This window comes from uncultured Pseudacidovorax sp. (genome assembly GCF_913773995.1).
GTDB lineage: Bacteria > Pseudomonadota > Gammaproteobacteria > Burkholderiales > Burkholderiaceae_C > Xenophilus.
The window spans coordinates 1-14,063 of sequence record NZ_CAJYES010000249.1 but is presented as its reverse complement, the minus strand read 5'-3'; the positions used below and the strand labels follow the sequence as shown (position 1 = coordinate 14,063).

10 protein-coding genes and 1 pseudogene are annotated in these 14,063 nt (G+C 66.1%); 2 read left to right on the top strand and 9 right to left on the bottom strand.

The window, feature by feature from the left end:
• Positions 1-32: 32 nt before the first annotated feature.
• Complete coding sequence (locus tag QZ772_RS23815) at positions 33-506, bottom strand: Lrp/AsnC family transcriptional regulator (protein WP_295532066.1); 474 nt, start codon at positions 504-506, stop codon at positions 33-35.
• Between the two features lie 157 nt (positions 507-663).
• Here QZ772_RS23815 and glmS point away from each other — a divergent pair, with 157 nt between their 5' ends.
• Positions 664-2,541: a glutamine--fructose-6-phosphate transaminase (isomerizing) gene (gene glmS, locus QZ772_RS23810; RefSeq protein WP_295532063.1), complete on the top strand. Its 1,878-nt coding sequence runs from the start codon at positions 664-666 to the stop codon at positions 2,539-2,541.
• 146 nt (positions 2,542-2,687) lie between these two features.
• Here glmS and QZ772_RS23805 read toward each other — a convergent pair whose 3' ends face one another.
• The 8 genes from QZ772_RS23805 to QZ772_RS23770 form a co-directional block, all read right to left on the bottom strand.
• The gene (locus QZ772_RS23805) at positions 2,688-4,550 is read right to left on the bottom strand and encodes a DUF262 domain-containing protein (RefSeq protein ID WP_295532060.1); all 1,863 of its coding nucleotides are present in this window, start codon (positions 4,548-4,550) and stop codon (positions 2,688-2,690) included.
• A 36-nt stretch (positions 4,551-4,586) separates the two neighbouring features.
• Positions 4,587-6,617 carry an ATP-binding protein gene (locus QZ772_RS23800; RefSeq protein WP_295532057.1) on the bottom strand — a complete coding sequence of 677 codons (2,031 nt, stop codon included), beginning with the start codon at positions 6,615-6,617 and terminating at the stop codon, positions 4,587-4,589.
• Between the two features lie 274 nt (positions 6,618-6,891).
• On the bottom strand, positions 6,892-7,299 hold the full coding sequence (locus QZ772_RS23795; protein WP_295532054.1) for a YkvA family protein: 408 nt from the start codon (positions 7,297-7,299) through the stop codon (positions 6,892-6,894).
• Between the two features lie 104 nt (positions 7,300-7,403).
• Complete coding sequence (locus tag QZ772_RS23790; protein ID WP_295532051.1) at positions 7,404-8,591, bottom strand: HupE/UreJ family protein; 1,188 nt, start codon at positions 8,589-8,591, stop codon at positions 7,404-7,406.
• On the bottom strand, positions 8,578-9,762 hold the full coding sequence (locus QZ772_RS23785; RefSeq protein ID WP_295532049.1) for a hypothetical protein: 1,185 nt from the start codon (positions 9,760-9,762) through the stop codon (positions 8,578-8,580). The genes QZ772_RS23790 and QZ772_RS23785 overlap by 14 nt, the downstream gene beginning before the upstream one ends.
• A complete protein-coding gene (locus QZ772_RS23780; protein WP_295532047.1) occupies positions 9,759-10,073 on the bottom strand; it encodes a hypothetical protein in 315 nt (104 codons plus the stop codon). The genes QZ772_RS23785 and QZ772_RS23780 overlap by 4 nt, the downstream gene beginning before the upstream one ends.
• Positions 10,074-10,084: 11 nt before the next feature.
• Positions 10,085-11,578, bottom strand: coding sequence for a DUF4331 domain-containing protein (locus QZ772_RS23775; protein ID WP_295532044.1), 1,494 nt, complete (start codon positions 11,576-11,578; stop codon positions 10,085-10,087).
• A gap of 287 nt (positions 11,579-11,865) precedes the next feature.
• Positions 11,866-12,630, bottom strand: a complete 765-nt coding sequence (locus tag QZ772_RS23770; protein ID WP_295532041.1) for a response regulator transcription factor — start codon at positions 12,628-12,630, stop codon at positions 11,866-11,868.
• A gap of 438 nt (positions 12,631-13,068) precedes the next feature.
• Between QZ772_RS23770 and QZ772_RS23765 the strand changes: the two are divergent.
• Positions 13,069-14,063 (top strand): annotated as a pseudogene (locus QZ772_RS23765) (hypothetical protein); the annotation flags it as partial.

The following is a 14,063-nucleotide window of genomic DNA, read 5'->3' as shown; positions in this document are numbered from 1 at the left end:
GAAGCGCCGGGGGCCATTGACAAGCCCAGCGCTCAATCCGCCAGCGGCACCCGTGGCTCGAACTTGGCCCGGCGCACGCTGAAGAAGGCCTTCACGTTGCGCACGTTCGCGTCGCTGGTGAACAGCCGCTGCGCCAGCGCCTGGTAGGCGGGCATGTCGCGCACGGTGACGATGAGCACGAAGTCCGGCCCGGGCGAGACGCGGTAGCACTGCTGCACCGCCCCGTCGGGGGCGACGCGCGCCTCGAAGGCGGTGAGCGATTGCTCATCCTGCCGGTCCAGCGAGATCTCCACGATGGCGGTGAGCGTGGCGCCCAGGCGGTCTACGTCCAGTAACGCCACCTCGCGCGCGATCAGGCCCGACTGGCGCAGGCGCTGCACGCGCCGCAGGCAGGTGGGCGGGGACAGGTGCAAGTCCGCCGCCAGTTGCTGGTTGGTTCGAGACGCATCGCGCTGCAGGGCGTCGAGCAGGCGGCGGTCGATAGCGTCGAGGTTTAATGATTCCATAATCGGCCATAAGATGGCTATTTATTCCGGCATCTGGGTAAGATGAAATTAATCACCAAATAGATGAAAAAATAGAAAGCAACGTTCATTCTGCCTGACCTAGCATCGCCCACCTCGGCAGCCTGCTCGCTGCTTCCATCTACCTGGAGACCTTCCCATGTGCGGCATCGTCGGCGCAGCCTCCCATCGCGACATCGTTCCCCTTCTGGTGCAGGGCCTGCAGCGGCTGGAATACCGCGGCTATGACTCCTGCGGCGTGGCCGTGCATGCCGGCGGCGGCCTGGGCCGGGCCCGCACCACCTCGCGCGTGGCCGACCTGCTCACGCAGGTGAGCACCGAGCACATCCAGGGCCAGACCGGCATCGCCCACACGCGCTGGGCCACGCACGGCGCGCCCGCGGTGCACAACGCCCATCCCCATTTCAGCCACGGTGTGGGCGAACTGCCCAGCAGCCAGCGCCCGCCGCGGATCGCGCTGGTGCACAACGGCATCATCGAGAACCACGAGAGCCTGCGTACCCAACTGCAGGCCCGCGGCTACGTCTTCGCCAGCCAGACCGACACCGAGGTCATCGCCCACCTGATCGACAGCGCCTACGACGGCGACCTCTTCGAGGCGGTGAAGACGGCGGTGGCCCAACTGCACGGCGCCTATGCCATCGCCGTCATCTGCCGCGACGAGCCACACCGCGTGGTGGGCGCACGCGCCGGCTCGCCGCTGGTGCTGGGCGTGGGCCAGGGTGAGAACTTCCTGGCCAGCGACGCCATGGCCCTGGCCGGCGTGACCGACCAGATCGTCTACCTGGAAGAGGGTGACCTCGTCGACCTGCAGCCCGGCAAGTACTGGATCGCCGACCGCCAGCACAAGCGGGTGGAGCGCCGCGTGCGCACCGTGCATGCCCACAGCGGTGCGGCCGAGCTGGGGCCCTACCGCCATTACATGCAGAAGGAGATCTTCGAGCAGCCGCGCGCCATCGCCGACACGCTGGAAGGCGTGGAAGGGATCGTGCCCGAGCTCTTCGACGGTGCGGAGGTCGATGGCCAGCCGGGCGCCAGCGCCTACCGCGTGTTCCAGGAGATCGACCAGGTGCTGATCCTGGCCTGCGGCACCAGCTACTACAGCGGCTGCACCGCCAAGTACTGGCTGGAAGGCATCGCCGGCGTGCCGACGCAGGTGGAGATCGCCAGCGAATACCGTTACCGCGATTCGGTGCCCAACCCGCGCACGCTGGTGGTCACCATCAGCCAGTCGGGCGAGACGGCCGACACGCTGGCGGCCCTGCGCCACGCGCGCAGCCTGGGCATGGAACAGACGCTGACCATCTGCAATGTGGCCACCAGCGCCATGGTGCGCGAATGCAAGCTGGCCTACATCACGCGGGCCGGCGTGGAGATCGGCGTGGCCTCGACCAAGGCCTTCACCACCCAACTGGCCGGGCTCTTCCTGCTGACGCTGGCGCTGGCCCAGTCCAAGGGCCGGCTGAGCGAGGAGGACGAGGCACGCTACCTCAAGGAGATGCGCCACCTGCCCGTCGCGCTGCAGTCGGTGCTGGCGCTGGAGCCGCAGGTGGTGGCCTGGGCCGAGGACTTCGCGCGCAAGGAGAACGCGCTCTTCCTGGGCCGCGGCCTGCACTATCCGATCGCGCTGGAGGGCGCGCTCAAGCTCAAGGAGGTGACCTACATCCACGCCGAGGCCTATGCCGCCGGCGAACTCAAGCATGGGCCGCTGGCGCTGGTGACGAGCGAGATGCCCGTGGTGGCCGTGGCGCCCAACGACGCGCTGCTGGACAAGCTCAAGAGCAACCTGCAGGAAGTGCGCGCCCGCGGCGGCGTGCTCTACGTGCTGGCCGACGGCGACACGCACATCGAGAACAGCGAAGGCCTGCATGTGATCCGCATGCCCGAGCACTACGGCCGCCTGTCGCCGCTGCTGCATGTGGTGCCACTGCAGCTGCTGGCGTATCACACGGCCTGCGCGCGCGGCACGGATGTGGACAAGCCGCGGAATCTGGCGAAGAGCGTGACGGTGGAGTAGGGGGCTCTGCCGCTTAATTGCGGGCTTGCCCGGTCATTCTGATTGATGGCGAAGTGCCGAGAGATCGCGATCTGGCCCCGCAATAATCAACGGATTTTGGCCATGAGCGGACAGCCGCCAACGGTTGCTCTAGCACCAGGTGAGGCTCACCCTCGCGGCCAAAGGTGAAGCGCCCGAGAAAGCAGGTCGCGACCGCGCCGCTCAATCGCTGCTTCGTCCCAAGTTTCGGCGCTCCGGAGTTGAAGGTTGATCGGCAGCAAGCTGTTCGCCTCGATGGCTGCCCGCTTGGTTGCCCAATCGCCATTCGAGATCGAGCTGTTTAGACCGCCCGTGATTAGTGTGAGGTTGCCAAATGTCTGGACGATGGCGCTGCGAGCGCGCGTTGCCAACGCTGTTGGGTCATCTGCCGGAGCTGACCAAGGGTTCTCGAGGCCCTTGCTTCCATCCGACAGCCGCCAATGGGTGATCCAGCCTTGCGGCATCAGGTGCTCCACGGTCAGCTGCCCACTTACTTTGACCTGTTCGGTCTTGGAGGTGCGATAGGTATCGCTGAGCTTGCTGAGGATGTAGACGATCCTGGCGTTGTTGAGCGCCGAATACGCATGCCCCGTCATCCAGGCATCCGAGAACTTCTCGTCGCTCGGCCATGCATCAGTGGCGCCTTGCAGACTTGCCAGGTGAGAGCGGACAACCGCAGCAGTTGCCCCATCTCGATGAATCGCACGCGTGAGGCTCATGAAAACACGGTTGTACGCTTTGGTGTCCGACACGCAAACCGTCCGGCGTAAGAGATAGCTCTCGAGCACGCGTGCCGTCTCGCGCATCTCGTCGTCGCTAGCCTGAAGATCAAGCATCGCGAGGAGCGGCGGGAAGACGGTACTCACATCGAACGTCTCCAAAAAATGAGCGAGCGGGCCGAGCGCATCGGCGTCACTACGAACGACAAGACGCCTGTAGTCCTTGCCTTGCTTCGCCAACGCCGCAAGTTCTGCCTCGACCGTCTTATAGGGAGCGGTGCGCTCGACCCAATACTTGTATTCGACGAACAAATGCTTGATCGGGATGTCTCTGGCCTGCTTGCCGGCAAGAAAGTGCTGAATGAACAGGTCACTGCGTGGCCGCACTAGGCGTCCCTGTACGACCTCCTGGCGCCAGAAGGGCTCGTCGAACGCCGCCCAATACTTCCTGTACAGAGTCTCCTGCTCTTCGTTCTGCCGAGCGGCTCGCAGGAAGATGAAGTTCCGAAGGAGGTCAGCAGGTAGCAGCGGCTCTCCGCGTGCGTTGAGAGTCTCGAATATGACCTGAGCGTCGTCGTCTCGGTCAAGATCGATGGCCACCACCTTCAGCGCCGTCTTCAAGGCTTCAAAGCACTCCTCAAGACGATCTGCCAGCGGCTTTTCGGCCGCTACTGGTGGCTCGGTCGGGGTTCCCTTGAAGAATTCAGCAAGACTGTCATAGAAAAACAAGTAGGCCTCCACCATCCTAGGACGGGGTTCGAACTTCCGCGAATACTTGCGTCTCGTTAGAGGGTGAAGCTTCTCGAGTGCATCTCGTGACCCTGCGTCAACGACGTCAATGAACTGCTGTCTGTCGCTAAGCGTTGGCCAGACCTTGTACTTCTCCACCTTGGGCTCGGTCATTCGGCCAGTGTTTACTGTGTACTTCTCACACTCGTCGGCGAAGTCGACCAGCCCTTCACCTCGACAGAAGTCGCGAAAGGCTACAAGGAAGATCTGAAGAGTCGTAAGACGCTGCTGACCGTCAATTACGCTGCGCCGCTCGACGCGGCCTGTCTGCGTTTGTCGTTGATCGAGCACCATCGCGCCGAGAAAGTGAACTGGCGCGTCTGTACGACCTTCGATGAACTCCACGAACTTGCGAGAGATGTCCTCCCAAAGTGGAGCCCACTGATGCTCTTGCTTCCAGACGTACTGCCGCTGGAACATCGGCACCTCAAGTCGCATCTTCTTTTCAAAGATGTCCAGCAGCGCAATTGCATTCGCGTCCATCGCGTCCCTCCTGCTTGAACGTGAAGAGCATGTAGCTTAACGGTCGCTCTCCGGCGGAGCGAGGCTCTCCGGAAGGTACTGTGCGTACTTCCGATGCAGGAGCGCTACGCCTTGGTCCTTTGTCGCCGTGTAGTCAAGCTTCGTGCGGAACAGCTCGAGTCGAGCACGAGATGCGTTGAGCACCTCACCCCAGGTTGCGAGGCCGACCCTAATGTTCTTCTCATGGTGGAAGAATCCGTACGGCTTGCCATCCTGGCTAATCGTTCGACGTGCGTCTGGCGTCATCTCGTTCGAAACGGCGAGGAACGTCCAGCGAGTGTTCTGAGTGTCGAACCGCTCGTCGCTTGCCACTGCCATCGCGTAGCCGAGGATCTGTCGCTGGACGTCAAGGTCGATCTTCTGAGATGGACGCTTGAGTTCAACGACCAGAAACTCACGCTGTGTCTGCGCGTATGCCGGAATCTCCCTGGCAAGCATCAGATCAATAACGGCTTGCGTGCCGTCGTCGCGGAGCACTGCCTTCTGCTTGCTTTTCTTCCTGCTCAACTCAGGCCGCAGTGTTGAGAGATGCTTGTGCAGGACCGTGTTCAGATTCTCGTCGCTACTTGTGAGGAGGTACTCCTCACCGAATATCCAGGTCTCGTTGTCGAGCATGCGATGCAGTTGCGATCGCTCGCGAAGATCACGCTTGGTCTCTTCGCGGAAAAGCAACTCTTGCAGGCCAGCAAGAAAATGAAGTCGGTCCGCAACGAGCTTGCTGGCCTCGATGATGGATGACAAGGTCGTGTACTGCAGTAAGTCCGCGAGTTCGTTCTGTCGCTCTTTCGGCAGTTCGAGGACTTCCGAAAGAATGCGCTTCAGAGATTCGGGGTTTTCATCCAGTGCTGTCTTGAGCATGCGCAGGGTGAACTGCCGGTCCTTGACCGGGCCCTCCCGGAAGGAGTCGAGGTACTGATGAATGCTCAATGCGCAGATGTCGAAGACCTCACGCCTAGCGGCTTCGAGTGGCCCCGTCGCATCGCCAGCGAACGGGTACACACCCTCCTGCTTCCACTGCTTCACGAGTTCAGAAGCCGATTCGGCCTTTCGGCGACGAAAGTGGGAACGCAGTGATGCTCGAGCATCCTCTACCAGCCGGCGCAGGCCTGGCTCAAGCTCTTCCAACGAGAGAACGTTCTGCTGCTGCAGCTTCGAAACGTAGTCAGAGCGGAGGTATGCGGTGAAGTTGAACTCGCTCCCCGGGCGGATGCCGGCCTCTATCTCGTGGAGGACGAAGCCATCCGAGTCGCACATGCAGATACGGCGCTCTTTTTTCGAAAAGGTCCACTCGACGATGTCCAGTTCACCCGAGACACTCACACCGTTCTCGGTCACGAAGGCCGGCAGAACGTACGTCTCGTGAGCCTTCTGCACCGCCTTGGGATCAAGGCGCTCACCCCGATAGATGATGTCGGTGGCCGGGTAGTTGCGCAGGTACAGCGCAAATACTTCCGCCAATTGGCGAGGCGCTGAACCATCTCGCGACAGCACGCTAAGCGACTCTTGGATACCGGTGATGCGAACCCGCGTGCCTCGGCCTCGGCCATTCGGCGGCGGGGATGGCGAGCCAATCTCGAAATCCTGCAGCCGGTCGCTACTTCCCTTTATGACGTAGTGCTGAGCTTCGTCATTTTCTCCGAGGAACACTGTGTCCCATTCGACGCGATGGCCAAGGGCGAACGCCTTGAAACGGCCCTTGCCGTCACGCCCGTGCATCTTCTTGTGGGCCCGCTGCGTGAGGCGCTGCTCACGCTTCCATGAACCACCAAGATTGCCGAACGCACGCTCTGCGTCGCTCAGGCTGATGCCGCTGCCGTTGTCGGCGATCTCGACGGCAACCGGGCTCCCCAGATCGTTGTCCGTGATACCAATGCGGATCCGGTCCGCATCGGCATCCAAAGCGTTCCAAACGAGCTCAGCCAGCGCCGTCACTGGCTTCCCTCGCGCTAGAGATTCAAGGTGGTCGGCTTGCGCCTGAACGTGGATGAACCGGGTGCTCGTCGGCTCGGCAGTGGCGAAATCGCTCATGGCGCTTATCTGAGTGGGGCTGTACAAATATACAAATTCCCAAGTTGCCGTCCAAGACCCTCTTTCGGCCGGCAGCGTTGGTCCGTGGAGCAAGGAGAGGTCCTGCCGGCTCTCACGAGTCTGTTACAGCGCTCGACAGGCCTTATTGCGTGGGCACAAGTAGAAAGGTGATCAGTTGTCGAGCACCATATGCCCCTTGACTTCCGAAATTGGGATTCAGCCGTGGGAGAGAACCGACAGACGTTAATCCCACGGATCAGCTTAACGGCGCCTTTCAGCCGAAGCGTTTTCGGGCCCACGGCCAGGCCCAGACCGCCAGCGCCGCGACCATCCCCACCCACAGCAGCACGATCACCACCGCCCCCACCCGGCTGCGCGGCCGGTCGCGGCGCGCGTCCATCCAGGCCTGTGCCTTGTCGCGCGAATCGGCCAGCACCTGCGGAGGCAGCAGGCGCAGCGTGAGCCAGATCAGGCCGGGCAGCAGGATCACGTCGTCCAGAAAGCCCAGCACCGGAATGAAGTCCGGGATCAGGTCGATGGGGCTGAGCGCGTAGGCCACGACGAAGGCGCCCAGGGCCTTGGCATGCCAGGGCGCCTGTGGATGACGGCGGGCGAACCAGAGGGCGAGTACGTCGCGCTTGAGCTGACGTGCCCAACGGCGCAGGGCGTCAATGAAGGACACGGCATCGAGGCGAAGAGTGGCGGCGGCCGTGACTATAGGCAGAGGCGGGCCGGCTCCCGGCCGCGGTTCGCCATCGGAGCCTCGGAGCGCGGCCGCCGCCGCCTTCACCCCATCGGCAGCAGCGACAGGTCGAACACCCGCTCCACCAGCCACACCATGGCCAGCATCGCCGCCAGCACCGATCCACCGCGCAGCACCACGGGCACATAGCCACGCCAGCGCCGCAGGGCCAGCAGCAACAGCATGGCGATGCCCACCACCAGCAGTTGCCCCGCTTCCACGCCCAGGTTGAACTGCAGCAGGGCGCTGGCGAAGGCCCGGGTGGGCAGGTCTAGCTCGGCCAGGGCACCGGCGAAGCCGAAGCCGTGGATCAGCCCGAAGCCGAAGCTGAAGAAGCGCCGACGTGTGCCGAGCAGCGGCCGCAGGTTGTCCAGCGCCGCCAGCAGGATGGTGGCCGCGATGGCCGGTTCGACGATGCGCGGCGACAGGCTCACGATCTTGAGCGCTGCCAGTGCCAGCGTGAGCGAGTGCGCCAGGGTGAACAGCGTGACCCAGCTCACGATGGGCCAGACGGCGTCGCGCCAGCGGCCCACCGGCGTCCAGCCCGCGGCACTGCGGCGCATCACGGCCGGCAGCAGCAGGCACAGCAAAAAGAGCAGGTGGTCGTAGCCGATCAGGATGTGGTGCAGGCCATCGGCAAAGAAACCGTGTCCGCCGCCGGCACCCGCGTCGGCACTGCCTGGCCAGCGAACCGTGACCGCGCCGCCATTCGGATCGAGCGAGCGCACGCTCAAGTCCTGGCCGCCTGCTGCGCCGAGACGCAGCAGTCCGCGATGGGTGGGGTCGACATCGCTGAGCAGCCGGTAGTCCACCGTCAGCGCATCGGTGGCAGCGCAGGTGGCGGTGAAGCGCAGTGCCAGATAGGCACCGTCCACCCGGTCGTCGATGCCTTCCGGCTCGCGCGTCTGCAGGGCGCACTGGCCGTTCTGCAGCGTCAATCTTGCGGCGGCATAGGCGGTGATCTCGGGCAGTCGGGTGCGCACTTCGCCCCATTGCAGGCGCTGGTCGCGGTTCGCGTCCAGGTCGAGCGCGGCATCGAGGTCGCGCAGCGCGATGTCCCAGCGCACGGTCAGCGTCGGCCCGTCGCGGTCGATCAGCAGATAGGCATCGCTGGCCTTGTGCGCGTGGGCGGCGCGCGGCCATGCCACCATTACCAGGGCCAGCATCGGCAGCATGACCATGGCCAGCGCGAGGCGCCAACGGCCGCGATGGGGTCGTTCAGCGCAGCGCATCGATGCGGGCGTCCTTCAGGCCGGTTTCGTCGCGCAGACGCCGCAGCTCGGCCAAGGCCGTGTCGTCCTTGGCCGCCATCGCGGCCCGCGCGAGCAGGAGCAGGTCGATCGGTTCGCGTTGCAGGGCAACGTTCTGGCGGGCGAGCGCCACGGCCTGGCGGGCATCGCCCTGTACGTCCAGGGCGAACAGCGCCTGCTCGCGCGCATGGCCGACGGCGCCTTCGGGGCGCTGCGCCGCCGCATCGAAGCGGCGTGCCAGTTCCTCGCGGGCGGCGCCGTTGCGCTGGCCGTTGCGGGTCTCGGCGATGGCCAGGCGCAGCAACACGGCGTCGCTGCGCGGTTCAGCAGCCAGCAGAGGGGCAACTTCGGCCGCCCGGCCCTGTTGCAGCAGAAAGTCGGCGTACGCGAGTCGAAGGTAGCCGTCCTCGCCCAGCGGCAGCGCTTCGCGGTACGCGGCGTCGGCATCGGCCGGGCGTCCCGCCAGCTCTTCGACTTCCGCCAGCGTGGTCGACAACCATTGGCGCAGGCCGGCTTGTGCCGCGCCGCGCAGCGCGGGCTCCTGCAGCAGGGCACGCAGGCTGGCGCGCGCTTCCTCGTGCCGGCCGCGCAGAGCGGCGTTCTCGGCCAGGCAGGCGATGCCGTAGACGGCGGGGCCGGTGCGGCCGGTGGCCTGGCAGGCCGCGTCGGATTCGGCCAGCCGGCCCCGCACGCGGCGGATGGTGGCCAGCGTCAGCCAGGCCTGGGCGTCACCCGGCCGGCGGGCCAGCGCGGACTTCAACGAGGCCTCGGCACCGTCGAAGTCGTGGATGAACTGCTGCACGGTCGCCCGCATGACCAGCACTTCGGGAGGCGTCTGGTCCGGCGGCACAGTCGCCCAATGCCGCAGTGCGGCCAGGGCCTGTCCCGCGTAACGGGCGTCCCCCTGGGTGCGGGCCAGGCCGAGATAGGCGCTGGCCGCCTCGACGGCGGCTTTCGGATCCGCGGCGCTGACGCCGAGGCTGGCACGCAGTCGGCGCTTAGCCTCGGCCGCGCCGGGCCCGCCCGGCAGTGTCTCGACGACCTGCGCGTCGGAAGTCGGCAGGTGCGGCGCAGCGCCGGCCGAGGCCACTGCGGCGGCAAGCGCCAGGCCCAGGGCCGGCATGCGCCCGCCGCGCAGTGGCTGCACGCTCATTGCGTGGCGGTCGGTTCGGCGGTTTCCGAGGTCGGCGGCGGATCGAAGGCCGCCACGTCCGCCGGCTCGGCCGTGTCCTGCACGCTGCTCACGAGTGCCACCACGTAGGCCACGAACTGGTCATAGGCGCTCGCCTGCGGTGTGGAGGGTGAGGGCGCGGTGGGGGGGGGCGGACTCGTCGTGCCGTTGCCGGGCGGTGTCGCCGGAAAGAACGCGAAGGAGCTGCCGCCGCCACCGCCGCAGCCTGCCAGGGCGGCGGCGGCCAGCAAGGCGCCCGCAAGCCGGAGGGACAGCCGGTTGTCGCTGGTCATGACGCGCCCTTTCACTGGCGCGCCAGGGTCGCGCCCGGCAGCGGTGTGTTGAGGTAGGGGAAGGCGTCCGGGAACTGCGCGGGCGACTGCGCCGCGCCATCGGTCAAGGCCGCGCTGCCCGCCGGTGCGTCGGCGGGCTTGCAGCCCACCTTGAGTGCATCGTTGGCGCCGGTGGCGACGCACAGCGCACCCATGGCCACGCGCAGTTCCGCATCCACCACGTCGTCGCCGGGCCGGCGGCCGTTGGGGAAGCCCGCGTTGTCGCCGCCCAGCACGCCCAGGTTGCTTTGCTGCGCCTTGGGCGTCGCGGCGATGCTGGTGTTGAGCCGCAGCATCTCGGAGGCCTTCACGTTGGCCGGCTTGTTCAGGCCGTCCACGCCGGTGAGGAAGGCGGCGACGAGGTCGGTGCGCGGGAAGTTCGTCGGGGCGGGCGCCGAGAACAGCGTCTGCACCAGCGCCGGCAGCGTGGGGTTGGTCACGTAGTTGGCGAACTGGGCGTCGTCCATGGGCTTGGAGCTGTTGAAGCGGTCCTTGTCCTTCAGGCCGATCACCACCTCGTTGACCAGGGGCATGCCCAGGCGCGAGACCTGCGCCCAGGCGCCGCCCTGGATGGCGGTCGTGCCGTGGCCGCTCTTGGGCGGGCTAGCGATCAGCCGGCCCTGGCGCACGCTGGCGGTGGTCCAGCCGCCGACGATGGGCTGGCTGGCGGTGGTCACGCAGGCGATGGGCAGTTCCACCGCCATCGTCGTCACGTTCTTGGCCGCGAGCGCGTCGGCATTGGCATCGGGCGCGCCCAGCGGGTTGAGGTTGACCAGGTCGAACACCTGGCCCAGCGCCACACTGAACGGGTCCTTGCGCTGGCCCACGAACACGCGGCCGGGCGCGCTGCAGCCGGGGATGTTGACGGTGTAGATGTGCTGGTTGGCGTAGTTGGCATAGCCCGCCCCGGCGCCGAAGGTCTTCTCGCCGATGTTGTCGGTCGGCTTGTCGAACTCGGTGGCGCCGCCGGGGCCGGTCACCGGCTGCACGGTGCCCTTGCGCCGGTCGCCGCGCACCACGCTCAGGGTGTAGGTCTCGCGCAGGTTGCTGGTGGCCTGGTTGGGCCCCGTGATGCCGCCGGCCTGGATCAGCGGGATCGACACCTGTTTGCCGCCCACGGGCAGCTGGATGTCGCGCAGCGTGTTCTTGAAGCGGAACTGAAAGGTCAGGTCCTCCACCGCATCGCCGTTGGTGTCCAGGTGGATCTCGTACAGGGCGTTCGGATCCATGCTGAAGTAGTTGGGCCCCCCGTAGGCGCTCTGGTCGGGCTGGTAGTTGGCGATCAGCGTCAGGTAGTCCTGGCGGCCGGCCTCGTAGCTGCGGAACATGTAGAAATCGGTGGCATCCAGCTTGGGCATGCCCGCGATGGAGGGTGCCTCGCGGTGGCTGGACGCATGCGCGCCCGCAATCAGCAGCGCGCCGGCGGCGGCAATGCCGAGCGCCTTGGCAGGGGTGGACAGTCTCATCGGCGTGACCTCTGTAGGTGGAGTGATGGGCAGTGGGACTCGACCGATTTCGCATCGGCAGATCGGATACGGCACTGCGCATGCACTGGATTCAGAGGAAGGCCGGGCCTCGGGTTTTCACTGAGACACCCCTGGCGCGACACAAAGCAAACGGCCGCCATCGAGGGCGGCCGTTCATGGGGGCAAGGCTTGGAGTGACTGGCGCGTGCGCAACCGCCGGGGCGGTCTGCGTCTGCGGTCGACTGGGCCACATGCGCCGCGGCGTTGCAGCCTGCGGCGCGGGGACGTCAGGCGGCCGGCGGCGTGCGGCTGCGGCCCGGCGACAGCGGACGTTCTGTGCCCGCCGCCGCGGCGGCGCCGACCGCGCGCTCCTCGATCGCATCGAGCCGGTAGCCCATGCGGTAGATCGCCGACAGCAGGTAGCCGTTGTGGGGCCGCAGGTCCAGCTTGTGGCGCAGGCGCGAGACGTGGGTGTCCAGCGAGCGGGACGTCGTCTCGGCGCCCGGGCCCACCACCGTGCCGCACAGGTGCTCGCGCGACAGCAGGCGGCCCAGGTTGCGGAAGAGCAGCAGGGCCAGCTCGAATTCCCGATTGGTCAGGGGCACGATGGTGCCGCGCACCGTCAACTGACGGCGGCGGGGCAGGAAGGTGTACACGCCGAATTCCAGTTCGGCCTCCGTCAGCTGCGGGTAGGTGCGGCGCAGCAGGGCCTGCAAGCGTGCGGCCAGCTCGCCGCTGCGCACCGGTCGGCACAGGTGGTCATCCGCCCCGGCACCCAGGCCTTCGACCATGTCGGCATCGTTGTCGCCGGTGGTGATGAAGATGATCGGCACGGTGCTGGGTAGCCCGTTGCGGATCATGCGGATCAATTCGGCGCCAGTCAGGTCGGGCAGGGTCCAGTCGATCACCAGCAGGTCGAAGCTGTGGTGACGCAGGGTGCGCAGGAGATCCAGGCCGCTGGTGAAGCCGAAGCATTCGTGGCCTTCCTGGGTGATGGTCCGGTGCAGGAAATCCAGCGACGCCGGTTCGTCGTCCACAACTGCAATACGCATATCGCTCTCTCCTGAAAGGGTTTGGAATTCGATTTAGCGGGGAAGCGACGCCATTAGACAGGACATAAAAGGTGCACTGTTAAATTTCGCGCCTATTGTTGAGAAGGCGAAATGACCATTGAAGATGTTTGAATATCATTGATTCAAGAATGTAAATATTTACCGATAACAACATCGTGTCCTATAGGAATAGAAATGTTTATTTGACCGGCCTGGGGGGCAGGCAGCGTCCGCATGTCGTTACGGCGTTACGTGCCGCCAGCCCGTAACGCCCGCTGCGCAAAGCGGCGCCAGCGCTGTGTCGAAGGGGCATGAATCGGAAAAAATGCCTTTTCTGGCAACGACTTGCGATCGCGCAGCGATGAGGGCGGTGAGCCGAGGCCGTGGCGGCATGCATGTTGCCCCACAGGGTCATCTCCGTCGCACAACGAGGCCCTCATGACGCTCCAGACTCCGACTTCCGCTTCTTCTTCCGCCAATTCGGCGCCCTCGGTCGGCGACAAGCCGATGATGCTGGCCCAGGCGACGGCGATACCCGCTGCGCCGGTCGCCACCTCGGCGGCGGCCAGCAGCGCCGCCACGGCGGGCGTGGGCACCTTGTCCAATGCCACGCCGGGTGTCGCAGTCATTCGCGAGGGCGTCCGCATGCCTGTGGACGGCACCCAGGCCCTGCTGCCCGGTGACCGGGTTCTGGTGCCGGACGGCGGCCAGGCGGCCGTCAACTTTCCGGGCGCGGGCGCCAACCAGGCGCCGCTCGTCGGCACCTTCACCGGCGGCACCGATGCCACCATTTCCACCACGGCGCTGCCGGGTGGCCTGCAGCAGGTCGACGTCGATCTGGCTGCCGGCGACCTTGCCGTGGCGCCCGCCGCCGATGCCGAGGGCGCGGCCCTGGCCGTGAAGAAGACGCTGGCCGCCACGGGCGGACTCGGACTGGCCGACTTCGCGCTGGCCGCGCTGGGCGGCGTCGCCTTGGCTGCCGTGGCCGACAGCGGCGGCGACGACAGCAGCGTGCTGCCGTTGCTGGTCCCGCAGCCCGGAGAGGATGGGGATGCCGATGCCGATGCGGATGCGGATGCGGACGCGGATGCGGATGCCGACGCCGACGCCGACGCAGATGCCGACGCAGATGCCGATGCCGATGCCGATGCGGATGCCGACGCCGACGCCGACGCCGACGCAGACGCCCTGCTCGACCCCACCGACAGCCTCGGCGGCACCGTCGTCGGTGGTGTCTCCGACGCCGTGGGACTGGGCGACTCGCTCAGCCCCGTGGTCGGCGTCGTCGACAACGTGACCACCGTGCTGGACAACACCCTCGCACCCCTGGTCGGCTCCGAATTCACCGCCAACGATCCCAACGCCCTCGACCCCGTCGACCAGAGCGTGGACAGCGTCACCGACGGTCTGGGCACCGTACTCACGCCCGTGGT

What these genes read in the sequence shown, in the direction of transcription:
- QZ772_RS23815 (WP_295532066.1), bottom strand. Translation starts at nt 506, where the DNA reads ATGGAATCATTAAACCTCGACGCTATCGACCGCCGCCTGCTCGACGCC.
- glmS (WP_295532063.1), top strand. Translation starts at nt 664, where the DNA reads ATGTGCGGCATCGTCGGCGCAGCCTCCCATCGCGACATCGTTCCCCTT.
- QZ772_RS23805 (WP_295532060.1), bottom strand. Translation starts at nt 4,550, where the DNA reads ATGGACGCGAATGCAATTGCGCTGCTGGACATCTTTGAAAAGAAGATG.
- QZ772_RS23800 (WP_295532057.1), bottom strand. Translation starts at nt 6,617, where the DNA reads ATGAGCGATTTCGCCACTGCCGAGCCGACGAGCACCCGGTTCATCCAC.
- QZ772_RS23790 (WP_295532051.1), bottom strand. Translation starts at nt 8,591, where the DNA reads ATGCGCTGCGCTGAACGACCCCATCGCGGCCGTTGGCGCCTCGCGCTG.
- QZ772_RS23785 (WP_295532049.1), bottom strand. Translation starts at nt 9,762, where the DNA reads ATGAGCGTGCAGCCACTGCGCGGCGGGCGCATGCCGGCCCTGGGCCTG.
- QZ772_RS23780 (WP_295532047.1), bottom strand. Translation starts at nt 10,073, where the DNA reads ATGACCAGCGACAACCGGCTGTCCCTCCGGCTTGCGGGCGCCTTGCTG.
- QZ772_RS23775 (WP_295532044.1), bottom strand. Translation starts at nt 11,578, where the DNA reads ATGAGACTGTCCACCCCTGCCAAGGCGCTCGGCATTGCCGCCGCCGGC.
- QZ772_RS23770 (WP_295532041.1), bottom strand. Translation starts at nt 12,630, where the DNA reads ATGCGTATTGCAGTTGTGGACGACGAACCGGCGTCGCTGGATTTCCTG.